This is a genomic window from Bartonella sp. B1098, assembly GCF_944896145.1.
Taxonomy (GTDB): Bacteria; Pseudomonadota; Alphaproteobacteria; order Rhizobiales; family Rhizobiaceae; genus Bartonella.
Genome location: NZ_CALYLP010000002.1, coordinates 412795 through 439356 on the forward strand (window position 1 = coordinate 412795; position 26562 = coordinate 439356).

Annotated in this window: 23 protein-coding genes, 2 tRNA genes and 1 pseudogene; 10 read left to right on the top strand and 16 right to left on the bottom strand. The window is 38.0% G+C overall.

Annotated elements, in window-relative coordinates:
• Positions 1 to 200: 200 nt before the first annotated feature.
• Positions 201 to 276, top strand: a tRNA-Phe gene (locus NNJ85_RS01810).
• Positions 277 to 558: 282 nt separating this feature from the next.
• On the opposite strand, the gene NNJ85_RS01815 is transcribed toward NNJ85_RS01810, so the two are convergent.
• From NNJ85_RS01815 to NNJ85_RS01840, 6 genes and pseudogenes are all read right to left on the bottom strand, one after another.
• Positions 559 to 750, bottom strand: a complete 192-nt coding sequence (locus NNJ85_RS01815) for a hypothetical protein (protein WP_254473076.1) — start codon at positions 748 to 750, stop codon at positions 559 to 561.
• 34 nt (positions 751 to 784) lie between these two features.
• Positions 785 to 1780 (bottom strand): phage late control D family protein, encoded by a 996-nt coding sequence (locus NNJ85_RS01820; RefSeq protein WP_254473898.1) that lies wholly within the window; start codon positions 1778 to 1780, stop codon positions 785 to 787.
• Complete coding sequence (locus NNJ85_RS01825) at positions 1780 to 2034, bottom strand: tail protein X (RefSeq protein WP_142416575.1); 255 nt, start codon at positions 2032 to 2034, stop codon at positions 1780 to 1782. Before NNJ85_RS01825 ends, NNJ85_RS01820 begins: the two co-directional genes overlap by 1 nt.
• Entirely contained in the window at positions 2031 to 2459 is a 429-nt protein-coding gene (locus tag NNJ85_RS01830) for a phage tail protein (RefSeq protein WP_254473078.1), read from the bottom strand. The genes NNJ85_RS01825 and NNJ85_RS01830 overlap by 4 nt, the downstream gene beginning before the upstream one ends.
• Positions 2446 to 2724: pseudogene (locus NNJ85_RS01835) on the bottom strand (phage tail tape measure protein); the annotation flags it as partial. The pseudogene NNJ85_RS01835 and the gene NNJ85_RS01830, both read right to left, overlap by 14 nt.
• A gap of 224 nt (positions 2725 to 2948) precedes the next feature.
• Positions 2949 to 3025: transfer RNA gene (locus tag NNJ85_RS01840), tRNA-Arg, on the bottom strand.
• 272 nt (positions 3026 to 3297) lie between these two features.
• Here NNJ85_RS01840 and NNJ85_RS01845 point away from each other — a divergent pair.
• Entirely contained in the window at positions 3298 to 4071 is a 774-nt protein-coding gene (locus NNJ85_RS01845) for an NAD kinase (protein ID WP_254473082.1), read from the top strand.
• A 145-nt stretch (positions 4072 to 4216) separates the two neighbouring features.
• The gene (locus NNJ85_RS01850; protein WP_254473084.1) at positions 4217 to 5620 is read left to right on the top strand and encodes a DEAD/DEAH box helicase; all 1404 of its coding nucleotides are present in this window, start codon (positions 4217 to 4219) and stop codon (positions 5618 to 5620) included.
• A gap of 56 nt (positions 5621 to 5676) precedes the next feature.
• Here the strand turns inward: NNJ85_RS01850 and gltX (NNJ85_RS01855) are convergent, their stop codons facing one another.
• From gltX (NNJ85_RS01855) to NNJ85_RS01885, 7 genes are all read right to left on the bottom strand, one after another.
• Positions 5677 to 7050, bottom strand: coding sequence for a glutamate--tRNA ligase (gene gltX, locus NNJ85_RS01855; protein WP_254473086.1), 1374 nt, complete (start codon positions 7048 to 7050; stop codon positions 5677 to 5679).
• A 10-nt stretch (positions 7051 to 7060) separates the two neighbouring features.
• Entirely contained in the window at positions 7061 to 8722 is a 1662-nt protein-coding gene (locus NNJ85_RS01860; RefSeq protein WP_254473088.1) for an NAD+ synthase, read from the bottom strand.
• Positions 8723 to 8847: 125 nt separating this feature from the next.
• On the bottom strand, positions 8848 to 10227 hold the full coding sequence (locus tag NNJ85_RS01865) for a class II 3-deoxy-7-phosphoheptulonate synthase (protein WP_254473090.1): 1380 nt from the start codon (positions 10225 to 10227) through the stop codon (positions 8848 to 8850).
• 70 nt (positions 10228 to 10297) lie between these two features.
• A complete protein-coding gene (gene gor / locus NNJ85_RS01870; protein WP_254473092.1) occupies positions 10298 to 11689 on the bottom strand; it encodes a glutathione-disulfide reductase in 1392 nt (463 codons plus the stop codon).
• Positions 11690 to 11891: 202 nt separating this feature from the next.
• Complete coding sequence (locus NNJ85_RS01875) at positions 11892 to 12449, bottom strand: DUF2059 domain-containing protein (RefSeq protein WP_254473093.1); 558 nt, start codon at positions 12447 to 12449, stop codon at positions 11892 to 11894.
• Between the two features lie 96 nt (positions 12450 to 12545).
• Positions 12546 to 13250 (bottom strand): ribose-5-phosphate isomerase RpiA, encoded by a 705-nt coding sequence (gene rpiA, locus NNJ85_RS01880; RefSeq protein WP_254473096.1) that lies wholly within the window; start codon positions 13248 to 13250, stop codon positions 12546 to 12548.
• Positions 13251 to 13585: 335 nt separating this feature from the next.
• On the bottom strand, positions 13586 to 15862 hold the full coding sequence (locus NNJ85_RS01885) for a ComEC/Rec2 family competence protein (protein WP_254473098.1): 2277 nt from the start codon (positions 15860 to 15862) through the stop codon (positions 13586 to 13588).
• Between the two features lie 111 nt (positions 15863 to 15973).
• Here NNJ85_RS01885 and gltX (NNJ85_RS01890) point away from each other — a divergent pair, with 111 nt between their 5' ends.
• From gltX (NNJ85_RS01890) to NNJ85_RS01920, 7 genes are all read left to right on the top strand, one after another.
• Positions 15974 to 17404: a glutamate--tRNA ligase gene (gene gltX, locus NNJ85_RS01890; protein ID WP_254473099.1), complete on the top strand. Its 1431-nt coding sequence runs from the start codon at positions 15974 to 15976 to the stop codon at positions 17402 to 17404.
• A gap of 271 nt (positions 17405 to 17675) precedes the next feature.
• Entirely contained in the window at positions 17676 to 18971 is a 1296-nt protein-coding gene (gltA, locus tag NNJ85_RS01895) for a citrate synthase (protein ID WP_254473102.1), read from the top strand.
• Between the two features lie 322 nt (positions 18972 to 19293).
• Positions 19294 to 20046: a transporter substrate-binding domain-containing protein gene (locus NNJ85_RS01900; RefSeq protein ID WP_254473104.1), complete on the top strand. Its 753-nt coding sequence runs from the start codon at positions 19294 to 19296 to the stop codon at positions 20044 to 20046.
• 471 nt (positions 20047 to 20517) lie between these two features.
• Entirely contained in the window at positions 20518 to 21270 is a 753-nt protein-coding gene (locus tag NNJ85_RS01905; protein ID WP_254473106.1) for a transporter substrate-binding domain-containing protein, read from the top strand.
• 78 nt (positions 21271 to 21348) lie between these two features.
• Positions 21349 to 22068, top strand: coding sequence for an ABC transporter permease (locus NNJ85_RS01910; protein ID WP_254473109.1), 720 nt, complete (start codon positions 21349 to 21351; stop codon positions 22066 to 22068).
• Positions 22068 to 22775, top strand: a complete 708-nt coding sequence (locus NNJ85_RS01915) for an ABC transporter permease (RefSeq protein ID WP_254473111.1) — start codon at positions 22068 to 22070, stop codon at positions 22773 to 22775. Before NNJ85_RS01910 ends, NNJ85_RS01915 begins: the two co-directional genes overlap by 1 nt.
• 80 nt (positions 22776 to 22855) lie before the next feature.
• The gene (locus NNJ85_RS01920) at positions 22856 to 23629 is read left to right on the top strand and encodes an amino acid ABC transporter ATP-binding protein (RefSeq protein ID WP_254473113.1); all 774 of its coding nucleotides are present in this window, start codon (positions 22856 to 22858) and stop codon (positions 23627 to 23629) included.
• Between the two features lie 20 nt (positions 23630 to 23649).
• Here NNJ85_RS01920 and lpxB read toward each other — a convergent pair whose 3' ends face one another.
• From lpxB to lpxA, 3 genes are read right to left on the bottom strand one after another with little or no spacing between them, the layout of a single operon-like run.
• On the bottom strand, positions 23650 to 24846 hold the full coding sequence (lpxB, locus tag NNJ85_RS01925) for a lipid-A-disaccharide synthase (RefSeq protein WP_254473115.1): 1197 nt from the start codon (positions 24844 to 24846) through the stop codon (positions 23650 to 23652).
• A complete protein-coding gene (locus tag NNJ85_RS01930; protein ID WP_254473117.1) occupies positions 24839 to 25711 on the bottom strand; it encodes an LpxI family protein in 873 nt (290 codons plus the stop codon). The genes lpxB and NNJ85_RS01930 overlap by 8 nt, the downstream gene beginning before the upstream one ends.
• A gap of 2 nt (positions 25712 to 25713) precedes the next feature.
• Positions 25714 to 26538, bottom strand: coding sequence for an acyl-ACP--UDP-N-acetylglucosamine O-acyltransferase (gene lpxA, locus NNJ85_RS01935; protein ID WP_254473119.1), 825 nt, complete (start codon positions 26536 to 26538; stop codon positions 25714 to 25716).
• Between the last annotated feature and the right edge of the window lie 24 nt (positions 26539 to 26562).

Consider the following 26562-nt stretch of genomic DNA (forward strand, 5'->3'; position numbering starts at 1 on the left):
CGATAAGATAACATTCTGATAACAATACCCTAATGTATCACAATATACCTATCAAGTTTATTTTATGATAAAGATTCATTGATAACTTTCTAGAATAGGGAGATAAACTTATTAAAAAATCAATTATTTTTCTTTTGATGACTGGACAGAGAAAATTTTAATGTTATAACCGCACACGCTCTATATTTTTTATGAAGCATGCCCAGATAGCTCAGTAGGTAGAGCAGCGGACTGAAAATCCGCGTGTCCGTGGTTCGAATCCGCGTCTGGGCACCACTCTCTTTTTTATCAAGCATAACTTATTGTTTATACTAGTATTTTTAAAAGTGAGTGTAGCTTGCCAGCAGGTTTTGTACCAATTTATTTTCTTTAAAATGATTTTTAAGGGGTTCTCAAAGGGTCTTCAAAGACCTTTCAAAGATCATTTTAAGCCTCTTTAATGAGTCTTATTTTTCTTCTCTTAAAGGTCGCAATTTCTGATGATCAGTCATGAGCAAGAATCGCATTAAAAGAATCGTATTATTTGAGAAGAAGCATGCATAAAATGGTACCTTTTCTTTAGCATAAACTGCGTGACAGCTTTTCGGTTTTCTGAGGCATTATTAAAAAACAAAAGAAGCTTGGAAAAATTCGGTCATGTTGACCGTATTGCACTTCTATATGCAATTGCGCAATGTTTGCACTATTGCTCCTTTCTGCAATTGGTGCAAGTTGCACCAATTCCTCCAAATGTTCATCACCATCGATCAAAGGGACAAGTTGTCCCTTTGATTTTCTGTTCTGATCAAGTTTCCCTTTCTCCTGTTTCCTTTCCTTGATTTAGCGCTTCTAGGGTAATTTCTGTGATGTATCCGCTTTGCTTTTCATAGCGATGGGTCACGGTTGCAGCATGCCATGGGCCATTGATTTCGCCTCGAAACCCTTGAAGCAAAAGCGGTTGCCCCGCCATGATTTCAGGGCGCCCCTCAAGGCTTAAAGAACCACTACCCATGGCTCGACAAAGCCTATCCGACTCAGAAGCTACTGCAGCTTGTGCTTGCTGCTTACAAGGGTAGCACGTCCGCAGACGGCGAATGGGCCCCGTATACCCTGTGCGATGCGTAACAATGTGCTGTTGCCCTTTTGCGCGATCAAAATACCGTGCTTCTATCATGCCATATTGGGTGCGCGGCTCGAGACTAAATTCCCAATGGGAACACTCCTGTTGATGGATGGTCTGAAGCGGGAGATTGTCCCCGCTTAAAAATAAAAACTTATTGTCTTTGATCAAAAAACGCCCCTGCATCCGATCAGCAAGCCGGGTTAAAAAATCAATCGCCGATTGATCGGTGCGCACCACATAAGGCAAGGTTTGTTTGGTAAACTGTGGACTGACCTTTGCTTGATAACCATGACGTTTGGCAAGGCTTTCAACAATCTCAGCAATGGTTTTGTGGTCAAAATGTTCGCTGTCCTGTTCTTTGATCTCCGCACGCATGGAAGCGCTTTTGCCACAAAGGCGCAAAATCTCTCCATCACTGCCTCCACAATTGATCACCGTCTCCACAACAAAACGCCCCATAAAGGCACGAATGCTGTTCTCATAACCAAAGGTGACATGGAGCGCAGTGTTACTGGAGGGGATCTCTAAATCATTGCCGCTATCATCAAATTCCACCTCGAATGTATCGGCTTCATTACCCGCATTGTCTGTGATGGTTGCCGTTAAAAGACGTTGGTAAAAAACTTCATGAACAAGCTTATCCCCTACCCTTACCTCAATAAAGGGATGTGTGCGCATTAATCCCATAGCCGTTTGACCACGCTGTTTTTTTCTTGGGAAATAAATTCAGGCAAAAGAACCTTTAAGCCCCGCGGCAAAAAAGCATCATACCCAGCAATCTCTGGATTAGCCTCCAGTGTGGCTTCTAAATAACCTTTCAGTAAACCAGCTTGCCTCCGGTCTCCTAAAACAGACAAGGCATGGTGATAACAAATCAGGTCTAAACTCATATCCTCTAGTTCGACCACAAGCTGTTTTGCGGGGATCTTCATGAGGTATCCTCCTCTTGTCCCCCTTGGTATTGCCCTATTTGATATTGGCCTTGCGGCTTGCCCCCATCAAAAAACGGCAACAGGCTAATGGAATAGCGAATACGCCCTGATTGACCAGAGCGGCTAATATAGTCATGATCTTTCGTGACACTGGTAATCACCACGGATCCAAGCATTAAGGCACTGTAGCTATCATCACTCATCCAACGGATCATCTGAACGGGTTGAGCCGCACGTATGGTTCTGGTGATGGCATCAATGGCAACCCGGTCACCAAACTCTTCTGGAAATAATACCCCGTGGATGGTTTTGGGATCATTGCCATAGCCGGTAAATTGCAAACCAGGGGACCTGCCAAAACGCTCTAAGCAAACCCATGAGGCAGAAAACTCTTCCTCAAACGATTGGAAATATTGATTGGTCAAATTGCATGGCTTTATAAAGAGGGACGATTAAGGTTGCCGTTTGGGCAATGGCGCCTACCATGCGCCCACGCGCATGAATATAAGCATTTTGTGCTTTTGCTGTAGCTTCCTCCAAGTGCTCAGGGTCAAACCACCCTTTAAAATGCTTTCGTGTTTGGTTTTGGAAATGCGCAATATCAAGGCTAAAAGCTCTTAAGTCTCGCTTGGCAGAGGCGATCCCTTCTTGCAGATGATTCACAAAACGCACAACAAGGGAAACATCCATAAGCGTATCTCATCCTAACATTTGGCTTTCATATTCTTGTTGTTTCAAGCGCACTAATTCTTCGCGATAGGAAATCACTTCCAGCCAATCCATCTGATTGATCTCTAGAGCCGACCAGTGGTAATAAAGCGCTAATTCGGCTTAAATGATCATTTTTAGAAAAGAAGAATTTGGCTTCTCTTTAGGTAATATTGTTATGAAAAACGATACAAAGCTGAAGCATTTGGTGCACCCGACAGAATTCGAATCTGTGACCTCTGCCTTCGGAGGGCAGCGCTCTATCCAGCTGAGCTACGGGTGCTTCATACCGATTATCAAAATCAGTTGTGGTCTTTTAACTAATCATACGCTCAGCTTCAATGTTTAAATGATCATTCTCATAAAAAAATTATTTATTTGTAAATTATCTAACAACGCAATCTTCTTTCTTGTCTACAATGATGCTTTATCTTGAAATAGCTTCTCTTTTTATCTTCAATACTCTTTTTATTATAAAGAGAGCTTTGATTACAACTTCAAAACTCTCAAAAAATAAGTTACAAGATAAATTATAAGTATCAGGATAATTCTTAAATGACTACATTACCAAGTCGCTTTCATTTTATTTGCGCAGAAACTGAGGAAGCTCTCAAAGCTACCCAGAAATTAATTTCCGTCTACGGTCATTCTTCTCTGGAAGAAACTGATATTGTTGTTGCAATCGGTGGTGATGGAACAATGTTACAAACCGTACGAGATGTTATGAACACTGGAAAACCTATTTACGGTATGAATCAAGGTTCTGTAGGATTTCTTATGAATGAATTTCATGAAAAAAAATTACCCAATCGTATTGCTGTCGCCCATAAAAAAGAAATTCATCCCTTACGCATGATTGCAAAAGCTGAATATCAAGAATCTATCGAGGCACTTGCAATTAATGAAGTATCCCTCTTTCGACAATCCTATCAAGCAGCAAAAATTCGCATCACCATTGATAACAACATACGCATGGAACAGTTAAGTTGTGATGGTATCCTCGTCGCGACACCTGCAGGATCAACTGCCTATAATTTATCAGCACAAGGACCTATTCTCCCCCTTATGGCCCCCCTTATGGCCCTCACTCCTGTTAGTCCTTTTCGCCCAAGACGTTGGCATGGCGCATTGCTTCCCAATACAGTAACGGTTCGTTTTGATATGCTTGAACCTGACAAACGCCCTGTCAATGCTGCTGCAGATAATGTTGAGGTTAAATCTGTCCATTCAGTGACTATTTCAATGGCAACAGAAGTAACCGCTTCAATCCTTTTTGACTCAAATCATTCATGGGATGAGCGCATTTTATCAGAACAATTTCGCTATTAATGATTGTATTATGCGCTTTATATGTATATGATTGTTATAGTTGGCTTTTTTTGAAAGCATCTTAATACTCTTTAAGAGTAGAGAGTATTGGTTGTACTTATTATTGAGATAGCGAAGTTAAAAGCACAGAGCAATTGATAAAAAAATGATACCATCTTTGAATAGTTTTGATGATTTAGGTCTTTCCGCAAAGGTTATTAATGCAGTAAAGTCAGTGGGATATACAGTTCCAACACCTATTCAAAGTGAAACAATTCCTCATGTCCTTCAAAGAAAAGATGTTCTAGGAATAGCTCAAACAGGAACGGGTAAAACCGCCTCTTTCGTATTGCCTATGCTCACTCTCCTTGAAAAAGGTCGTGCAAGAGCACGAATGCCCCGTACACTCATCTTAGAACCAACACGGGAAATCGCAGCTCAAGTTGAAGAAAATTTCGATAAATACGGAATAAATCATCGTTTAAATGTTGCTCTTTTGATTGGTGGTGTTTCTTTTGAACACCAAGATCGTAAACTGGAACGAGGAGCGGATGTGCTTATCGCAACACCAGGGCGTCTTCTTGATCATTTCGAGCGTGGTAAATTACTCCTGATGGGCGTTGAAATCCTTGTTATTGATGAAGCTGATCGCATGTTAGATATGGGCTTTATTCCTGATATTGAACGTATCTGTAAACTAACCCCTTTCACGCGTCAAACTTTGTTCTTTTCCGCTACAATGGCGCCAGAAATTACAAAGTTAACAAAACAATTTTTACATTCTCCTGTTTCTGTTGAAGTTACAAAAGCATCTTCAACAGCGACCACAATTACACAACGGCTTGTCAAATCTGGGAATAATTCATGGGATAAAAGAGCGGTTTTACGAGAGCTTATCCAAAATGAAGGTTCTAAGCTTCAAAATGCTATTATTTTCTGTAATCGAAAGAGAGACATCTCTGAACTTTTTAGATCACTCATCAAACATAACTTTAATGTAGGGGCACTTCATGGGGATATGGACCAATATTCACGCATGAATACCTTAGCCGACTTTAAAAATAATAAACTTACGCTTCTGGTTGCTTCTGATGTTGCGGCCCGTGGACTTGATATCCCAGCGGTAAGTCATGTATTTAATTATGATGTTCCTACACATGCTGAAGACTATATCCATCGAATTGGTCGTACAGGGCGTGCAAATCGTCGTGGAAAAGCCTTTACAATCGTAACAAAAGATGATCAAAAATATATCAACGCCATTGAAGAAATAAGCAATGAAAAAATTGAATGGCTCAATGGAGATCTCTCGACTTTAATAACCGATGATCAAACAGAAGATATTGTTGTAAAGAAAAAATTTTCACAATCATCAAAGAAAACTGCTGCCAAAGAGCCTCTTGCCTCCCCTAAAAAGACTGCAAAAGAGAATAAAGTAGATTATATCAAAAATGTGAAACGTAAAGAAAATCCATCCGAGCAACAACACTCACGAAAAAATAGGAATTACCTGCCTCTTGGATTTGGTGACGATATTCCTGCATTCATGCTCATAAAAACGCGTAGATAAACCCGTGTTTCATTCTCCACGTAAAAATAAATAAAAAATGTTTTTAAAAATTTCTCTTATTTCCTAGAGAGTCTTTCTATTACCTTTTCGCGCCCTAAAAGCTGTAAAAGCTTTCCCATTTCTGGTCCATGATCCATGCCCGTAAGTGCTTGACGTAATGGCATAAATAAAGATTTTCCTTTCCGCCCCGTTTTTTCTTTTAATACTTTTGTCCAGACTTGCCAACTTTCATCCTTCAATACACCCTCAGGTAAAAAATTGAGTGACTGCTGTACAAATTCACGATCCTCTCGTGCCACGGTATCAAAACTCTTTTCTTCATGAATAATTTTCCACCACAAGACAGCATCATTGACTTTATCAATATTGCTTCTTATCGCATTCCAGAAATATTCCGCCTTTTCTCCTTTAATAGAAAGATTTTGAAGGCGCGTTTTAACGTCCTCATAATTTAATTCATGAACAAGATGACTATTCAAAGTATAAAGATCAGAAATATCAAATTTTGCAATGGATTTTGATGTATTTTGTAAATTAAAATGTTCTAAAAGCGCTTCTTGATGGGGGTAGGGATGCACATTTTGTGATGTCCCAATCAAAACAGCAAGACACTGAACAGCTATCGATTCAAATCCTTCTTCCCGTAGAGAACGAATAGAAAGATCATTGTTACGTTTTGAAAATCCTTTTCCTAAAACTGTTGCCAATAAATTGAAATGACCAAAAACCGGTAATTCCGCACCAAGAGCTTTAAAAAGAGCAATCTGAGCTCCTGTATTTGTAACATGATCATCGCCACGAATAATATGTGTAATGGCCATATCGACATCATCCACAACAGACGGTAATGTATAAAGATAGGTTCCATCTTCACGAATAAGAATAGGATCTGAAAGAGAAGCTAAATCTATCGTCTGCTTTCCCTTTACAGCATCATTCCAGCAAACTTCTGTTCGCTTTGTTTGCAAAGGATTATTTTCAAAATTAGGAAGAAGAAAACGCCAATGGGGTTTACGACCTTGTGATTCAAAGTTTTTTCTCTCTTCTGCTGTCAACTTCAATGCTGCACGGTCATAAATAGGAGGCAGTTTGCGTGAAAGCTTTATTTTACGGCGTCGCTCTAATTCTTCTGCTGTTTCATAACAGGGATAAAGCAAACCACGTTGTTTGAGAATTTCTGCCACTTCATCATATCGATTAAATCGTTTAGATTGGTAATAAATTGTATCTGGTTGAATACCAAGCCATTCAAGATCAACAGCAATAGCATCGATATATTCCTGTTTAGAACGCTCAATATCTGTATCATCATAGCGCAAAATAAACTTTCCTTTATGCGCCCGTGCATAAAGCCAATTGAAAAGCGCACTACGAATATTACCAATATGAATATAACCTGTTGGAGAGGGAGCAAAACGAACTTTAACCATAAAAGAATACTCAATTTTTATCGCGAAAATGATTGACAATAGGATAACGACGATCGCGTCCGAAATTCTTGTAACTGATTTTTACACCGGGTGCAGATTGTCGCCTTTTATATTCAGCACCATAAAGAAGCTGTTCAATTTTCTCAACAGTTTCTCGTACATGCCCACGTTGAACAACATCACAAATACTCATGTCATTTTCTACAAGAGATTGCAAAATATCATCTAGAATAGGATAAGGGGGTAGAGAATCTTCATCTTTTTGATTTTCCCGCAGCTCTGCAGAAGGTGCTTTTTCTATAATATTGGGTGGTATGACAATTCCTTCTGGTCCCTTTAAATGATGCAAATAATTTTTATTGCGCCACTCAGCTAATGCATAAACTTGCATTTTATAAATATCTTTAAGAGGATTAAAACCTCCATTCATATCACCATACAACGTTGCATATCCTACAGCCATTTCCGACTTATTGCCTGTTGTCACCACCATTGAACCAAATTTATTTGACAGAGCCATTAAAAGTGTACCGCGTATACGACTTTGAAGATTTTCTTCTGTTACATCAGAGGGTAAACCTAAAAAAAGAGGCGATACTATATTCAAAAAAGCCTCAACAGCTTGCTCAATCGGTATGATTTCATAGTGACATCCCAAACGATGGGCACATTCTTTGGCATCGTTTAATGATTCTTGCGAAGTATAATGATAGGGCATCATAAAGGTACGAACCCTCTCAGCACCAAGAGCATCCACCGCCATTGCTGTACATAGGGCTGAATCAATTCCTCCTGAAAGACCAAGAATAACATCTTTAAAGCAATTTTTATTGACATAATCTCTCAAACCCAAAACACAAGCTTGATAATCAGCGGCTAATCCATTGAGAAGACTTTCCTTCGGACCTGAAACACAGTGCCACCCTGTCGTTGTTCGTTGCCAATGGCTCAAAGCGAGATGACTGTCAAAGTGTTTCATTTGAAACACCTTTTGACCTTGTCCATTCAAGGCAAAAGATCCTCCATCAAAAACTAGCTCATCTTGCCCACCAACTTGATTAGCATAGATAATTGGCACTCCAGATTGAAGTGCTTGCGTATGAACAACGTCTATACGTTTTAAGGTTTTATTACGATAGTAGGGAGATCCGTTAAGGACCAAAATCATTTCAGCGCCTTTATTGCCAAGCTCTACACATAAAGACGAATCATTCCAAATATCTTCACAAATGACTATTCCCAATTTTATCCCATGATAAACGATAGGCTCAGGACGTGCTCCGGAAGAAAATAGACGCTTTTCATCAAACTCAGCGTAATTAGGTAAATCAAACTTAAAGCTTTCGGCAATGACTCGCCCTTCATCAAGAAGCATGACACCGTTATAAATATTGCCATTACGCCTTAAAGGAAGACCAATGACAATTCCTGTTCCACCTACAGTTGTTTTTGCTAATTTCTCAATAGCCTCTTCACATGTTTTTGTAAAAGCAGGCTTTAAAACAAGATCTTCCGGGGGATAAGCGCTTATAAAAAGCTCTGTGAATAAAACAAGATCAGCCCCCTCTTCTTTAGCCTTTTGATGCGCCATGACAGCTAGAGAAAAATTCCCCTCAATATCACCGACAATAGGATTTAATTGGGCAACTGCTACCCGAAAGTTATCTTTCATAAGTCTTTGTATCACTTCATCAGTTTGGCAACCACAACTTTATTCTTCACCATCGGAAATATTATTTTTTAAAATTCTTTTCAGCCATAACGATCTAAAATAAAAAATGCCAGAAATTTTTTTTCCTACCCACCAGCAACAAGTGCTAATGAATCAGTCACACGATTTTTTTTAAGGAGTTCAGCAACAAGAAAAGCTAATTCTAACGCTTGATCTGCATTTAATCGTGGATCACATTGCGTATGATAACGATCAGATAAATCATCGATAGAAATAGCATGCGCCCCGCCCGTACATTCCGTTACATCACGACCTGTCATCTCAATATGAATGCCTCCTGGATAGGTTCCCTCTCCACGATGCACTGCAAAAAAATTCTCTACTTCTTTTAAAACATAATCAAAGGGGCGCGTCTTATAACCATTGGCAGTAATTGTATTGCCATGCATTGGATCACATGACCATATAACCTCTCGCTTCTCGCGCTCAACAGCACGAATGAGTTTAGGTAGATAACTTTCAACCTTATCATAACCAAAGCGCGTAATAAGAGTAAGCCGCCCCAGTTCGTTTTCAGGATTTAAAATATCAATTAATTTTAAAAGCTCATCAGGCTCAATGGAAGGACCACACTTTAATCCTATAGGATTTTTAATGCCGCGACAATATTCAACGTGAGCATGGTCAATCTGACGTGTGCGGTCACCAATCCATAACATATGGCCAGATGTTGCATACCAATGTCCTGAAGTTGAATCAATCCGAGTCAAAGCCTCTTCATAACCAAGCAAAAGCGCTTCGTGACTGGTATAAAAAGATGTTTCACGCAATGAAGAATGCGTTTTGGATGTAATCCCTATGGAACGCATAAAATCAATTGCTTCAGAAATACGTTCTGCCAATAATTCATAACGTTCCCCCTGTGGACTGTTAGAAACGAAACTCAACATCCATGTGTGAACATTTTCTAAATTAGCATACCCCCCTTGTGAAAAAGCACGCAACAGATTAAGGGTTGCTGCAGATTGGCGATAAGCCATAGACATCCGTTGCGGATCTGGTATACGAGAATCGGCTCCAAACTCAATGCCATTGATAATATCCCCCCGATAAGAAGGAAGCTCGACTCCCTCTTTGCTTTCGACATCAGAAGAGCGGGGCTTTGCAAATTGACCAGCAATACGACCAATTTTAACAACGGGTTTAGAACTCCCAAAGGTTAAAACAATCGCCATTTGCAAAAATACACGAAAAAAGTCACGAATATTATCAGCTTCATGTTCTGCAAAGCTTTCAGCACAATCACCACCTTGCAATAAAAAAGCTCTACCTTTCGCAACAGCTGCTAATTCATTTTTTAAATCACGTGCTTCACCGGCAAAAACCAAAGGCGGATATCTTCTCAGCTTTCGTTCAACATTTTCTAACATAGACTTATTCGGATAAGTCGGAACTTGCTTAATTGGCCTTTTTCTCCAAGAGTCAGGCGCCCATTCTTTTATCATTACACTCTCTCTAAAAAATTAAGCTTCCAGCCTAGCATATCAAAAACTTTTTACCACATTGAGGTATTGTTTAATTCTCTATTTTCTTCCCATTTTCATATATATAACTTGGTTTATACATCGTTACCAACTCTTCTGCCATCGTTGGATGCACCGCCATCGTTTCATCAAAAATATCCTTCGTCAGCTTACCTTTGAGAGATATTCCAATAAGTTGTGCCATCTCACCAGCGTTTTCTCCTAAAATATGAGCGCCTACAACAATACGACTTCCACCATCAACAATGAGCTTCATAAACATTTTTTCTGAACTACCGGAAAGAACATTCTTCATAGGACGAAAAACTGTCCGATAAATTTCAAGACCCTTATAACGCTGTATCGCCTCTTCTTCTGAAAGACCTACCGTTCCAATTTCAGGCTGTGAAAAAACTGCTGTTGTAATTAAGTCATAATTAGGTTTTGTGGGAATATTTTCAAATGCTGTCTTAACGAAACACATTGCATCATGTATCGCAACAGGTGTTAATTGAATATGACCCGTTACATCCCCTACAGCCCAAATATGGGGGATATTTGTGGTCATTTTCTCATCAACAATAACACCACCAAACGCATTAACTTCTATACCTGCCCTATCAAGTCCTAAACCCACTGTATTGGGCATACGCCCTGTGGCTAACATAACTTGATCCGTGTTGATCATTTGCCCATTTGATAAAAGAACATTATAACAATTTTCTGCCGCCTGAACTTTAGAAATTGTTACTCCATAGAGAATAGAAATCCCTTTTTCAATCATTGCATCATTGAGCAATTGTCGCAAATCGTGATCAAAATCACGAAGAATTAAATCACCTCGATGAAGGAGTGTCGTTTTTACACCTAACCCATGAAAAATATTAGCAAATTCAACACCAATATATCCTCCACCAACAATGACTATTGATTTTGGAAGTTCATCAAGATCAAAAATCTCATTAGACGTCAGGCAAAAATCGGCACCTTCTATGGTCGTATTTGGTGCAACTTTTGCCCCCGTTGCAATCAAAATTTTTTCCGCAGTTACCCGCTCACCCGTAGTAGAAAGCTCTAATGTGTGATCATTGATAAAAGTAGCACGGCTTTCATAAATATGCACATTGTTATTCTGTAACCCCTGACGATACAGCCCTTCTAATCTTGATATTTCTTTATTTTTGGCTGCAACCAACTTTTTCCAGCTAAAAATTGGATCTGCATATTCCCACCCAAAACCAACACTTTTCTTAAATTCTTTTGCATATTGTGAAGCATAAACATAAAGCTTTTTGGGAACACAACCACGAATAACACAAGTCCCCCCTATACGGTATTCTTCTGCTATAGCGACACGCTTACCAAGACCTCCAGCAAGCCTTGCTGCACGCACCCCACCAGAACCACTTCCAATAACAAATAAATCAAAATCAAAAGAGCCCACAAACTATTCCTTCTTATATATTTGCAACGATAGGCTAAAGTCATTTATTATTAAATGAAAGTCTTTTTTCTTTTAAAAGAATATTTTTCTATAAAGCAATAGTCTAAAAGGACAGACTCTTAATAAAATATTAAAAACGGCGGGAAAACCGCCGCTTTTAAAAAATCAGAAATTTCTGATTGCTGTCATTCTATCAATCAAGTCATTTTTTATTTTCTGGAGCTTCTGATTTTATAGGCATCGTAGAATTATTCAAATTAAGTGTTTCAGACATTTCTTTTTTCACATTTTCTACAAGATCCTGCATAAGAGTAGAACGCCATACATCAAATGCGGAATAGGAATCACGTGCAATATTAGGAACTTCTGTCAAAAACTTTTTACCGGTATCAGAATTATAAAATGCTGTGATTGCATCAAGCTCTTTTTGCGTAAAATATTTTGCATACACATGAGCAATCTCTTTTTCCAGATCAGAGCGCCTTTTAGCTAAAGCAAGCGCCTGCTTATCAACGATATCAGAAATAGCTGTTGCTAAATTCGGATCGTCACTGATCAATTCATTTTTAAAATCATGGACTGCATTTGGTAAAAAACTATCAAATTGATCCGTTGCATGAATGGCTCTAATCGCCTTTCGGGCTGAATCTAAATGTTGATCACTCACACCTTGCGCATAAACCATTCCAATATTCACAAAAAAAACGGCAATTGCACCAAAATATACAAAAAAACGCTGAAAAGAAAATATTATCCTCATTTAATGATTACCCCAATCGCTAATTATAATTTAAATTCGTTATTCTACCCAAAAACTTTTTTATTGTGCTAACATATCACCATGTAAATGTCTTTTCTAAAAATCAAATGGTTCTAAAATTTTTATTTGACCATCAGTCATAGCTACAATTGCACGTGAAGCCAACCCCAAAAAAAGACCATGCTCAACAACGCCAGGAATGGCAAGAAGCGCATCCGATAATAATTTGGGCTGCAAAATGCGTCCCCAAAATGCATCAAGAATAAAATGACCACCATCTGTTTTAAAAGGATTTTTTCCATTCATTCGCAATGCAATTTCTCCAGAAAGTCCTAAATCATCTGCGACTTTTTCGATGGCTTTGCGTGTTGTATGGATACCAAATGGATTCACTTCAATCGGTAGTGCAAAAGCACCAAGTCTTTTGACCATCTTTGTTTCATCAGCAATAACAAGCATTGCACGAGAAGCCGATGCGACAATTTTTTCATACAACAATGCTCCCCCTCCCCCTTTAATGAGCATCATTTCAGGACCAATTTCATCTGCTCCGTCAATATCCAGATCCAGTTCAGGGATCTGTTCTAAAGTGCTAACAGGCACCCCAAACTTATGACAGAGTTGTTCAGAATATCGTGAAGTCGCAACACCGGTCACACGCAGACCATCCGCAACACGCTCACCAAGAAGACGTATAAATTCATTAACAGTTGAACCAGATCCGATACCAAGCCGCATATCATCTTCAATAAATTCAAGTGCTTTAACAGCGGCCCTTTTTTTTAACTGCTGAACATCCATGAATGACTTTACCTTTTATCCGCAAACAACATTTATCACCACTCTTGCCACCAATAACAATAATAATAAAAGGTACCCTCTTAAACTCAATCTATCTAAACTTAACCGTCATCTTTTTCTTGAAAAGATATTACGCATTATAGAAATATATGATAAGAATAAAAAAAATAATCAACAATTATCTTTTTTATTTCTTCGAGAAAATTTGTTGGTATTTTCCTCATTCACAATGCAATTGATAAACTGATCAATTTAAAAAACGTAAAAATATATCAGAAATATCTTCTGTTGTTTTTTGTTTTGTCAATTGTTCAAATATGAAAAAAATGCGTAAATTATAGGTTTTTTTGTGAATGCTGTCTGTGCATATTCCACGGCCTATGAGCCCCTAGCGAAAACCAAATAATATCCCCATCTTTAGTCACCATAACGCTTCCTCGTGATAATACTTGTTGAGGCGTAAAGATTATTTTTGCCTTCTTGTGACATGTTGGATTCTGCATTACAAATGTCTGAATGAGGATATCTGCCTCTATACAGTGATCTATTTTTTCACGTAAAATGATAATTTTTAATCCATTCTCTAATAAGGATGTGCATATATAATGATCACAAATAAATTGTCCATGAAACGAAGGACCATACTTTGTTGGTTTAATTATTTCATTCAAATGAAATGACTTTTTCCAGATGGATGTCGTGAACTTAGAATGATGATAACGATCAATATATAATTTTTTATCCTGGATAACACCCACAAGACGCATATTATCTGCTATAATCAATTGTATAGGTGAATGCATTATACAAATAGTAATACCAGCTACAATAAAAAGATTAAAAAAGAGCCTGATGGGTGTTCTGCAAAAAGTCAGTCCAACCAAGCCTATGCTCAATAAAACTAACGCAGACAACGGCATAAAACCAGGATTCAAATCAGGAGAAATAGTCTTGATAGCGTGTGCAATCTTTATCACAAGATCAACACCAAATCCCATAATTTGAAGAGGAAGCCATTCGAATCCTCCTAACATTGCAAGAACTGCGATTAATCCGAAAGGGATAACCAAAATTGAGATGATAGGCAAAGCAAAAGCATTACTGATAATGCTTAAAGATGCCACATTAGAAAAATGATAAGCAGCATAAATTCCACTTGCACTCCCTGCTATAAGCGAAGATGCACATGTTGAAAATATTGATATAAAAGCGAAATTTATCACTCTTTCTCCAACATAAGAGGAGATTATTTTTCTTGTACGAAAAAGTGACCTTCTGCTCCACCAATCAAAAAAAGCAATCAAAGCAGCCGTCGCAGAAAAAGACATTTGAAAGCTAGGGCCTAATATTTCATGGGGTCTAATCGCTAGAGTTATTAACCCCGCAATAGAAAAATTACGCATTGTGATAGCTGAGCGATTACACAATATAGCAACCAACATAACAGCAATCATCACAAAACTTCTTTGCGCTGATATTGCTAAACCCGACAAGAGCAAATAAAAAGCTGTTATCATAAATGCAACGATAGCAGCCAATTTTTTACTGGAATAATAAGAAGAAAAAACTGGAAAAAATGCTAAAAAACTACGGATGCTCAAAAGAACTAGCCCGCTCAACAAAGCCATATGTAAACCTGATATGGATAAAATGTGCGCTAATCCAGCCACACGCAGTGCCTCATTTGTCTCATTTGAAATCCCAGCACGCTGTCCTGTTATGAGAGCTGCCGCAACACTTCCCTTTTCTCCTTCAATGGCGAGACAGATTCTTTGTGTCATCTTCATACGTAAATTTTCAATTTTCTGTAGAACGATAGCGAATATTCCATCAGATTGCGAAATGGATATTTTTCTTGGTTTTCCTAAATAAACGCCTTGCGCCCCAATCCCTTTAAAGTAATTATGAAAACTAAAATCGTAGCCTCCTGGACGCACCGCCCCAGAGAATGCACGAATCTTAACTCTCCCGTACAGACCATCACCAATTGCTAATCCAGATGGCAAATATCTTGCCGATAAACGAACACGATGAGGACTATGGTGTAATATGGGCTTTTCTGTACTCAAAACATCCAAAACTAAACGAAATCCCCCTTTGGTAACTGACTCAACGGAAACAATTCTTCCCGTCAATGTGGTGACAATGTCACTGCTTAACATGGGTGTTGCAATACGCCACGTTTCTATTTTTGCCGCCAAAGCCCCCAATACGATACAAAACAAAAATCCCGTAGGAATCCATATTTTTCGATAAAAACGTGCAATGTAGAATATTACCAAAAAGATGCTAACCAATACCCCCAATTGTTCCCAGCTTAGCTCCTGTTCTAAATGAAAATAAAAAATGATTCCTAGGGAAAAAAAGACTAAAATCAGCGAAAAAAGGATACCAAAAGAAACTTCTTTATCGATACAATCCGCTAACCATTTTCTCATAACGATGATTGCTTCTTTTAAGAGCGTCAATAAAAAAAGATTTTGTTGGTTATAACTACCATTCTTTGCATCATCACACCTGGAAAAAACACCCTGCCCTATTTGACATGTGTTTTTTCTTTCTATAACAGATTTTGCGGATAAACCCTTTTTAACTTTACTTTGATTAAACATCCGCCCCCCACTTTAACTCGCAATGCGGCTATTGCACACCTCGTCACCTATGCTAACATAACCTTTCTATAAAGTTCCATATGTAATACCTCAATTTAAAGGAAAATATTCGTGTCTGTTATTACTCGTTTTGCCCCCTCTCCCACAGGATTCCTTCATATTGGTGGGGCTCGTACTGCTCTTTTTAATTGGCTTTATGCAAAACATACCGGTGGGAAAATGCTTCTACGCATTGAAGATACAGACCGAGAACGCTCAACAGAAGCAGCTGTAAAAGCCATTATAGATGGCTTACACTGGATGGGGCTTAGTTATGATGGTTCCCCTATTTCACAATTCGAACGTGCAGAACGTCACCGCCAGATCGCCGAACAGTTGGTCAAAAATGGCAAAGCATATTATTGTTATGCCTCACCTGAAGAGTTAGCTGAAATGCGTGAAAAAGCCCGTACAGAAGGACGCCCACCACGTTATGATGGACGTTGGCGTAACCGAGAAATTTCTGAAGCACCTCAAGGTGTCAAACCTGTTATTCGCATCAAAGCCCCTGAAGATGGAGAAACGATTGTACACGATCGTGTTCAAGGTGATGTTCGTTTTCCTAATAAAGATTTAGATGACTTTATTATTTTGCGTTCTGATGGTTCGCCTACCTATATGCATGCTGTTGTCGTTGATGATCACGATATGGGTGTCACACATATCATACGGGGTGATGATCATCTAACCAATGCAGCCCGACAAACGATCATCTTTAAAGCTATGGGATGGGATATTCCTGTTATGGCTCATATTCCTCTTATCCATGGTGAAAACGGTGCAAAATTATCAAAGCGGCATGGTGCGCTCGGTGTTGATGCTTATCGAACAATGGGGTACCTTCCTGCTGCTTTGCGCAATTACCTTGTCCGTTTAGGATGGAGCCATGGTGATGACGAACTCATGTCACTTAAAGATATGATTTCTTGGTTTGATATTGAAGATATTAACAAAGGCGCTGCTCGTTTCGACCTCAAAAAGCTTGATTCCATCAACGGACATTATATGCGCATGAGCAATGATCAAGAACTTTTTGATGCCGCTCTTGATATTCTACCAGAAACTGATGGGGGAGCACAAATCATTGAAAGTCTTGATGAACAACGTCGTGTTCAATTTTTTAAAGCAATCCCACATTTGAAAGAGCGTTCAAAAACACTGTGTGAACTGATTGACAATGCCTCCTTCATTTTTACGCAAAGACCATTACAGCTTAACGAAAAAGCACAAATGCTTTTAGATAAAAATGGACGAACCATTTTAAATGATCTTTATCTTGCCTTAAAAGCTTGTCCCTCTTGGAATACAAAAGCCCTCGATGAAACTCTTCGCTCTTATATCCAAACACAGAATCTTAAATTTGGATCTATCGCCCAACCCCTTCGTGCGGCTCTTACAGGGTGTACCACATCGCCAGGTGTTTTGGATGTTTTGACTTTATTGGGACGCGATGAATCTCTTCATCGCATTAATGACCAACTTATCACAACAATAGGTTCATAATGTGTACTGAGTGAGTATATCTCCTTACATGAATATCTCATGTAGATACTTCAATGCAATCTAAAAGAGTTTTTTTATTTTATATCATTGAAATACAGTTTTTATTGAGTAATAATGATCAATAAGGAAATATTTTTAGATTGCATGTGCTCATTTTTAGAGGCAATCTACCCTCAATATAAGTAAGAAAAGCTTCAGTTATTATATATCTCGCACTCTCATGAAGCAGAGTCTTAATTTTTAGAAGAGAAGGATCTGAAAGGAATACCGAATGTCTGAGAATAACGCACATATTATTGTGAATGATAAAAAAATAGAGCTTCCCCTGCGTAAAGGCACGAGTGGACCTGAAGTCATCGAAATTTCTTCTCTCTACAAAGAAACCGATATTTTTACTTATGATCCTGGTTTTACTTCAACGGCTTCTTGTGAATCAAAAATTACTTATATTGATGGCGATAAAGGGATATTGCTTTATCGTGGATATCCTATCGACCAATTGGCTGAAAAAGGTGATTTTCTCGAAAGTTGTTATCTTCTTCTTTATGGGGAACTCCCAACACAGCAAGAAAAAAACGACTTTGATCGATGTATCATGCAACATACAATGGTCCACGAACAATTTTCACGCTTCTTCCACGGTTTTCGTCGTGACTCCCATCCCATGGCTGTCATGGTTGCCTGTCTTGGTGCTATGTCTGCTTTCTATCACGACTCTATTGATATTACAGACCCTCACCAGAGAATGATTGCTTCTGTTCGTCTTATCTCAAAAGTTCCAACACTTGCTGCTATGGTCTATAAATATAGTATTGGACAAGCATTTGTTTATCCACGCAATGATCTTAGTTATGCTGCAAATTTCCTCCGTATGTGCTTTGCTGTTCCTTGTGAAGAATATAAAGCAAACCCTGTGCTTGTTCGGGCAATGGATCAAATCTTTATCCTTCATGCAGATCATGAACAAAATGCTTCTACATCTACGGTACGTCTTGCTGGATCATCAGGGGCTAATCCGTTTGCCTGTATTGCTGCAGGTGTTGCATGCCTTTGGGGACCAGCACATGGCGGCGCCAATGAAGCATGTCTAAAAATGCTACAGGAAATCGGTTCTATTAAAAGAATTCCTGAATTTATTGCTCGTGCAAAAGATAAAAATGATCCTTTCCGCCTTATGGGTTTTGGTCACCGAGTCTATAAAAATTATGACCCACGTGCAAAAATCATGCAAAAAACCTGTCATGAAGTTTTAAAAGAGCTCAATATTCAAGATGATCCACTTCTTGATATTGCAATAGAACTGGAAAAAATTGCCTTAAGTGATGAATACTTTATTGAGAAAAAGCTTTATCCCAATGTTGATTTCTATTCCGGTATTACATTAAAAGCTCTAGGCTTTCCAACCGAAATGTTTACTGTTCTTTTTGCATTAGCACGCAGTGTCGGGTGGGTGGCACAGTGGAAAGAAATGATTGAAGATCCTGCACAAAAAATTGGTCGTCCTCGACAACTCTATACAGGCTATGCTACGCGTGACTATGTTCCTATAGATAAACGTGCCAATTAAAGCAAAGAAATCAATAAAGCTTCAGTAAACTGGAGCTTTATTGTAAATGATTAAAAACATCCTTTAAAATTTTTTACAAAGATAATTAATTAATTTTAAATGAAACTATTATTATTCATTCCATCATTAACAAGAACTTTCCTTCTTTCCCGTACTTCTCCCCCCATACTTGATACGAATAACTCTTTTTTTTTGACTGTAATTTAGCGTAATGATAGCAAAATGGAGACAGATAAATTTTTACATTGCTCCTAAAGAGCTTACAGATTATAAAAATGCCTCATAGTTTCATATTTGTCAGCTTATTGAATAGGAGAACATAATGAAGTTATTAGGAAAAGCTCTTATAATAAGCGCAACATTCTTTACTCTATCAGCTAATTCTCAAACGCTGAAAATTGCAAGTGATGCTTCTTATCCCCCGTTTAGTTACATTGACTCAAATAATGAGCTTAAAGGGTTTGATATTGATATATCTTATGCCCTTTGTGAAAAAATGAATGTTGAATGTATGATTGTCACGCAAGACTTCGAGGGGATGATTCCCGGCCTTCTGTCCAAAAAATATGATGCGATTGTTTCTTCCCTTTCTCCTACAAAAGAGCGCTTACAAAAAATTGATTTTACAGATCCTTATTACAACACAGCACTGGCTGTCATTGTGACCAAAAATTCGGGGATTACAGAAATCTCAACACAAGCCTTTAGAGGTAAAAACCTTGGTGTACAATCAAATACAACACAAGCTGCCTATGCAGAGGATCATTATGCCTCTGAAGGCGTGAATATCAAACTTTATCCTACAGCAATAGAAGTGAATCGTGATCTTTTAAGCCACCGACTTGATATCATCATCTTTGATCAATTAAAGGCATTAAATTGGCTTGAAAATGAAGGAAAAGATTGCTGTAAGCTTCTAGGAACTTTAGAAGAAAAAAAAATTCCTGTCGCAATTGCAATCCGTCAAAACAATAATGATCTTAAAAACAGCTTTAATAAAGCAATAGAAGAAATACGCGCCGATGGAACCTATGAGAAAATTATGAGGAAATATTTTATATTCAATATCAATTAAATTTGGATCTTTTTAAGAAATATCTTTAGCCTTTTGTTGAACATAAAAAAATAGGTGGAAATTCAGCATTTTCATAAGAAGGATTTACATCTATCAAAAAAATTATTTTTTTTTAATTGTTTCTCGATAGTTAAATGTTTATGGAATCCAATGACAACAATGAGATTGTATTGTTATCTTATCTAAATCTAATTTTATGTACAAATTGAAGAGCTTATCTTTAAAGAAAAGCCTTCAGTTTTTACTTATGAAATGATGTAAACATATCATTTCAATGGAAATTAAGCATCATACAACGATGAGATATTTATTCTTCTCTCAATTAATGAAAAAGATAATTTTTTGATAATAATGTCCAGCATCACAATCTAAAATAAACAGCGATAAATTTTTGCATTGCTCCAGAAAAGCTTACAGATTATAAAAACGTGACGATTTCATATTTGCCCGCTTATCCAATAGGAGAATATCATGAAACTATTCGCAGGAGCTCTTATAATAGGCGCCGCGCTATTCACCCCATTGGCTGATGCGAAAACATTAAAAATCGCTAGTGAAGGCACTTATCCTCCCTTTAGTTATATTGACTCAAATAATGAGCTTAAAGGGTTTGATATTGATATATCTTATGCCCTTTGTAAAAAAATGAAAGTTGAGTGTACAATCGTCACGCAAGATTTCGAGGGGATGATCCCCGGACTTATTGCAAAAAAATATGATGCGATCGTTGCTTCCCTTTCCCATACACAAGAGCGTTTACAAAAAATTGACTTCACAGATCCTTACTACGATACAGCACTGGCTGTCATTGTTACCAAAGATTCGGGAATTAAAGAAATCTCGTCACAAAGCTTTAGAGGCAAAAATCTTGGTGTACAATCAAATACAACACAAGCTGTTTATGCAGAAGACCATTATGCCTCTGAAGAGGTAAAAATCAAACTCTATCCTTCTACAATAGAAGTGAATCGTGACCTTTTAAATCATCGACTTGATGTGATTATTGTTGATAAATTACAAGCATTAAATTGGCTTAAAAATGAAGGAAAAAATTGCTGTCTCCTCCTAGGAACTCTGGAAGAAACAAAATTTCCTGTTGCAATTGCGCTGCGTCAAAACAATAATGATCTTAAAAATAAGTTCAATGAAGCAATAAAAGAAATCCGTTTGGATGGAACTTATGAGAAAATTATGAGAAAATATTTTACAAGCGATGTCTATTAAAGATCCCTATGATATTTAAATGAAATCTACTGTTGATTTTTAAAAACATTATCTAACTCTTTCATGAGGAACACAAGAATGATTGAAAATTTAGCATTGCTATCATTTAGCAATGGTGGATGGGGAATGGTGATACTTTCTAGCGCAGGAATGACACTGTCATTGGCCTTATGTTGTGGCCTTCTTGGACTTCCTCTAGGACTTTTAAATGCTGTGATGATTCGATCTGATATTAAGATAGCAAAAGCTATTGCACGTCTTTTTTCAACGGTGTTTCGTGGGCTCCCAGAACTTTTAACCTTGTTTTTAGTGTACTACGGATTACAAAGCCTTATTCAAAATGTCTTTGATTATTTTAATCTTGAAGTCATGTTTAGTATCAATGCTTTTGTTGCTGGTGTTCTTGCTCTGAGTATGGTTCTTGCCGCTTTTTCTTGTGAAGTTTGGCTTGGAGCATTCAACATTTTTGATAAAGGGCAATATGAGGCTGCTAAAGCTTTAGGGCTTTCACGCTCAACCACATTCTTTCGTATTGTCCTGCCTCAGCTCATCCGAAATGCCTTGCCAGGACTTTCTAATAATTGGCTTACTTTACTGAAAGATACATCCCTCGTTTCAACTATCGCGCTTGTTGACCTCATGCGACAAACGAATTTAGCTGTCGCTGCGACCAATAAACCCATGCTATTTTATCTTGTTGCCTGCTTACTCTATTTATTATTTTCAGCGTTTTTTGCCGCAATCTTACGCTATTTAGAAACATACACTCAAATAGGCTATAAAAAGGTACTAAGTTAATGATTCCTGAGTGGCTTTATTTCCTTTTTAATCCTGATCTTTTAAGCCGTTATGGGCCAAAATTTATTGATGGCTTGATTGTTACTGTTGAGCTTGTTTTTATTTCTTGTTCTCTTGGTTTTTTCCTTGGTATGCTTATCGCTTCTGCACGTTTATCAAAGAATACATTTTTACAATATTTTGCAAATGCTTATGTCTATTTTTTCCGCGGCTCTCCTTTGTTAGCCCAACTCTTCCTTTTTTATTATGGACTTGGTTCAATGAACAATTTTTGGCAACAGGTTGGTCTATGGTGGTTTTTTCAAAACGCGTGGTATTGTTGTCTTTTTATTTTCACACTCAATTCTGCGGCCTATCAATCTGAGATCTTTAAAGGAAGTTTTCTATCCGTAACCACTGGACAACGTGAAGCGTCAAAAGCTTTAGGTCTGAGCAATTCTGTCACATTTTTTAGAGTTATTCTTCCACAAGCAATGATTGTAGCATTACGCCCCTTAGGAAATGAGTTGATTTTAATGATTAAATCGAGTGCCATTGCCTCACTTGTTACTGTTTATGATTTAATGGGAATTGCTAAACTCACTTATTCACGTACATTCGACTTCCAAGTTTACGTTTGGTCCGCACTTATCTATCTTTTTATTGTTGAACTCATTCATCGTTTTATTGTTTTTATCGAACATCATCTCACGCGATATTTACGGTAAAATAAAGTGATCATAAAAAACTTTACCAAATCAAAATGGTGCATTAATCAATTTATTCATCAATGAAAGAATAAAACAAGATGAATTTAAAAAATAATCAATCAATCTCTCCCAGTAAAAACTCTGTAATTTCCATTCAAAACCTCAATAAATGGTATGGAAACTTTCAGGTCCTCCATAATATCAACTTTGATGTTCAAGCTGGTGAACATATCGTTATTTGTGGACCATCTGGATCAGGAAAATCAACGCTAATTCGTTGTATTAATCAATTAGAACAAGCACAAAAAGGTTCAATCTGTATTCATAACGTTGATATCAATACTGCTCCTCTACAACAGCAAAAAAATGTTCTGCGAAAGATAGGAATGGTTTTTCAGAACTTTAATTTATTTCCTCATATGAGTGTTCTACAAAATTGTATTTTAGCCCCCATGACAGTTCAAGGACTTTCCAAACAACAAGCAAAAGAACGGGCAATTCGTTACTTAACGCATGTCGGTATTGAAAAACACTGTGAAAAATATCCTTTACAACTTTCTGGTGGACAACAACAGCGTGTTGCAATTGCTCGTGCGCTTTGTATGGAACCTGAAGTCATGCTTTTTGATGAACCCACTTCAGCTCTTGATCCAGAAAGTGTGGGAGAAGTTTTGGAAGTAATCGCTCAATTGGCCGATACTGGAATTACAATGCTTTGCGTTACCCATGAAATGGGCTTCGCAAAAAAAGTCTCAGAAAGAATACTCTTTCTAGAAAATGGAAAAATTGTTGAAGATACAGCCTCTGACAAATTTTTTACCAACCCTAAAAGCCAACGTGCCCGTGAATTTCTTGCTAAAATTAAACATTAGTCCTCAAAATATTACTTTATTTATATAATTTTACCCCTACTTCTTAAAAGATTGATAATTTTTTGCGCACCTACAATCCCCGATGGGACTTCTGTTTTCATTTTCTGTTCCACCATCTCAAAAGCATCGAGTTGAACCTGGCGCAATAAAGGATTAGATAAAAGTTGTTCTACCTGTCTTGCTAACATACCAGGACGGATCAATTCATTCAAATATTCTGGAATAATCGGCTTATCAGCAATAATATTTGGAAGAGCAGCGCTCCATAACATCATTTTAGGAAAAATAAATAATTTAGAAAAATGATCAAGTTTATAGCAAAGAGCCATAGGAATTTTTGCTAAAGCTAATTCAAGAGAAACCGTTCCATGGGCTGCAAGAGCAACATCTGCTTGCGCAAAAGCACGCCATTTTTCATCTTCACCAACAACAATCTCTACTTTGCTTTTCCAGCCCTGTACAAAATCACGGATTCTATCCACCAAATGGGGCAAAGTTGGTAAAATAATCTGTAAATGAGGGATACGTTGTAAGAGAACCTCTACTGTTTCTCCCAAAATAGGCATTAAAGAACGAATCTCTAAATTGCGTGATCCTGGCAAAATAACCAATGTAGGCGATGATGTTTGGTGACCACACAAATTTCTTTGTTCTTCTTGGCACTTTTTTTCTGACTGAACTCTCAAAAGAGGAGGATATGTCAAAAGACGATGTCCAACATAGGTGGTAGCAGGACCTCCCAAATCCTGCATAACCTTTTCTTCAAAAGGAAAAACCGCTAAGATATGATCAACAAATCCGCACATAGCTTTTGCACGCCCTGGCCTCCATGCCCAAACGGTTGGTGCAATATATTTAATAATCGGAATAGAAGGCGCTAAAGTACGTACCTTTTTTGCAACACGATGCGTGAAATCAGGACTATCAATAATAATTAAACAATCAGGCTGTTCTTGTGCGATAAATTTGGATAAATTACGAATATGCAGCAGCAGCAACGGTAATTTTTTCAATACCTCCTTTAAACCTATTAAAGCAATATCATGAGAATCAAAAAAGCTTTTTAAACCTAATGCCTTTAAATGCTGTCCCCCAACACCTATCAAATGAATGTTGCCTCCTATTTGTTGTGATAAACAAGAAATTAAATCAGCCCCGAGCAAATCACCAGATTCCTCACCTGCAACAATAGCAACTTTTAAGAAACAATTATTCATGGTCAGCCTTTTCAAATGTTTCTATAAATAGAGAATATTTGTTGGCTTTTTCTATTGTTGTTTTCACCGATAATATGAGACTTCTATTTGCCTCCACCGCAATACCAGATAAACCACTCTTTGCAATATTCATTATTGTAGCAGGCCCAATTGATGGCAAATCAACGCGATTATCCTGTTGTGGCTTTGCGCATTTAACAAGAACACCACCTTGAGGGGGAATTTGCCCTCTTTCTCGCATTTCACAAACACGCCACAACATATTATCAGTTCCCTCAGCCCCCTCCAGAGCAACCACCCTACCTTGAACAACGACAACGGCTTGTCCTATATCCAATTGACCTAAAAGCTTTGCTGCTTCTGCTGCTAAAAAAATATCCTTCTTCTCTTTCTGTGTGGCACGCCGTACTGTTAAATTAAATTCTATAGGAGCTAAAAGATCTGGAACTATTTCGTGAGCACCAATAACAGAAAAACCGTGCGCTTCAATAACCCGTATAAAAGCTTTTAATAACGCATCGTCCCCCCTCCTCAAAGCCCCAATTAACTTAGGAAGAGCTAAAAATGTTGTCCAGTCCAGTCGCAATTGTGTAAGAAGTGGTCGCTTTTTTACACCACCTGCCAAAACAACATTATAAACTCCAGCTTCTTTTAAGATTTTAACGAGTCGCGCTAACTCTACAATTGATAGCTCGCAGTGTTCATAACGATAAAGAACAGAATCTGCCTCACCATGCAAAAGCACAAGAAAAGGATTCTCTCCATTCTTCTCAAGAGCCTGCGCAACAGTAATCGGTAAAACACCACTTCCTGCTATAATAGCAGTACGGCCGGAAAGAAAATTTCTGGCTCCCCACATAGGCATTTTTAATCCTTATGTTCTTTTATTCTATCACCTTCAAATTTTGGTGTGCAATAAAAACGCTTTCCTTCTTCTTTAATAAAATTAACAACGTCAACAACCGACTGAGAAGAAGAATAGAAAGAAGCAACATCATTAACACGCTCTTTAAAGGGCTTGCTATGATCAAAAAGCATGGCAACCGCATGACGGAGTGCGTGAATATCTTGACGCTCAAGCCCTGCACGCTTCATGCCAATAATATTGAGTCCGGCAAGTTTTGCCTGCACACCAACAGCTGTTCCATAAGGAATCAGATCACCCACCAGTGCAGATACACCGCCGATAAATGCATGATGTCCAACACGAACAAATTGGTGAACAGCAGCACCACCACCGATAATCACATAATCACCAACAGTAACATGACCAGCAATCATCGCATTATTAGCAAATGTTACATGATTGCCGACATGACAATCATGAGCGATATGCGCATAACAAAAAAATTGACAATTATCACCAACAACTGTCATTCCCACACTCGAATCGGAGCCTCTATGCATTGTTACGCCTTCACGAATCGTACAATTCTTACCAATAAAAAGTGTGGTAGCTCCCCCTTTATGTTTATTATTTTGCGGATCTGCCCCCAAAACTGCATGAGAAAAGACTTTACTCTTGGCGCCTAACGTTGTCTTTCCCATTATTACAACATGACTTGTCAAACTACATTCATCACCAATAACAGCCTCTGAACTAATATGGCAAAATGGCCCAACGCGTACATTCTCACCAAGCTGCGCTCCCTTCTCCACAAGAGCCGTTGTATGGATTTTCGTACCGGACATTTTTAATTTCCCATCAAATATCGT

Coding starts and splice junctions, on each gene's coding strand:
- lpxA (WP_254473119.1), bottom strand. CDS start 26,538: ATGTCCGGTACGAAAATCCATACAACGGCTCTTGTGGAGAAGGGAGCG.
- gltA (WP_254473102.1), top strand. CDS start 17,676: ATGTCTGAGAATAACGCACATATTATTGTGAATGATAAAAAAATAGAG.
- NNJ85_RS01900 (WP_254473104.1), top strand. CDS start 19,294: ATGAAGTTATTAGGAAAAGCTCTTATAATAAGCGCAACATTCTTTACT.
- NNJ85_RS01915 (WP_254473111.1), top strand. CDS start 22,068: ATGATTCCTGAGTGGCTTTATTTCCTTTTTAATCCTGATCTTTTAAGC.
- NNJ85_RS01875 (WP_254473093.1), bottom strand. CDS start 12,449: ATGAGGATAATATTTTCTTTTCAGCGTTTTTTTGTATATTTTGGTGCA.
- NNJ85_RS01920 (WP_254473113.1), top strand. CDS start 22,856: ATGAATTTAAAAAATAATCAATCAATCTCTCCCAGTAAAAACTCTGTA.
- NNJ85_RS01860 (WP_254473088.1), bottom strand. CDS start 8,722: ATGAAAGATAACTTTCGGGTAGCAGTTGCCCAATTAAATCCTATTGTC.
- NNJ85_RS01885 (WP_254473098.1), bottom strand. CDS start 15,862: ATGTTTAATCAAAGTAAAGTTAAAAAGGGTTTATCCGCAAAATCTGTT.
- NNJ85_RS01850 (WP_254473084.1), top strand. CDS start 4,217: ATGATACCATCTTTGAATAGTTTTGATGATTTAGGTCTTTCCGCAAAG.
- NNJ85_RS01825 (WP_142416575.1), bottom strand. CDS start 2,034: ATGAAGATCCCCGCAAAACAGCTTGTGGTCGAACTAGAGGATATGAGT.
- NNJ85_RS01865 (WP_254473090.1), bottom strand. CDS start 10,227: ATGATAAAAGAATGGGCGCCTGACTCTTGGAGAAAAAGGCCAATTAAG.
- NNJ85_RS01845 (WP_254473082.1), top strand. CDS start 3,298: ATGACTACATTACCAAGTCGCTTTCATTTTATTTGCGCAGAAACTGAG.
- NNJ85_RS01930 (WP_254473117.1), bottom strand. CDS start 25,711: ATGCCTATGTGGGGAGCCAGAAATTTTCTTTCCGGCCGTACTGCTATT.
- NNJ85_RS01910 (WP_254473109.1), top strand. CDS start 21,349: ATGATTGAAAATTTAGCATTGCTATCATTTAGCAATGGTGGATGGGGA.
- gltX (WP_254473086.1), bottom strand. CDS start 7,050: ATGGTTAAAGTTCGTTTTGCTCCCTCTCCAACAGGTTATATTCATATT.
- rpiA (WP_254473096.1), bottom strand. CDS start 13,250: ATGGATGTTCAGCAGTTAAAAAAAAGGGCCGCTGTTAAAGCACTTGAA.
- NNJ85_RS01905 (WP_254473106.1), top strand. CDS start 20,518: ATGAAACTATTCGCAGGAGCTCTTATAATAGGCGCCGCGCTATTCACC.
- NNJ85_RS01820 (WP_254473898.1), bottom strand. CDS start 1,780: ATGCGCACACATCCCTTTATTGAGGTAAGGGTAGGGGATAAGCTTGTT.
- lpxB (WP_254473115.1), bottom strand. CDS start 24,846: ATGAATAATTGTTTCTTAAAAGTTGCTATTGTTGCAGGTGAGGAATCT.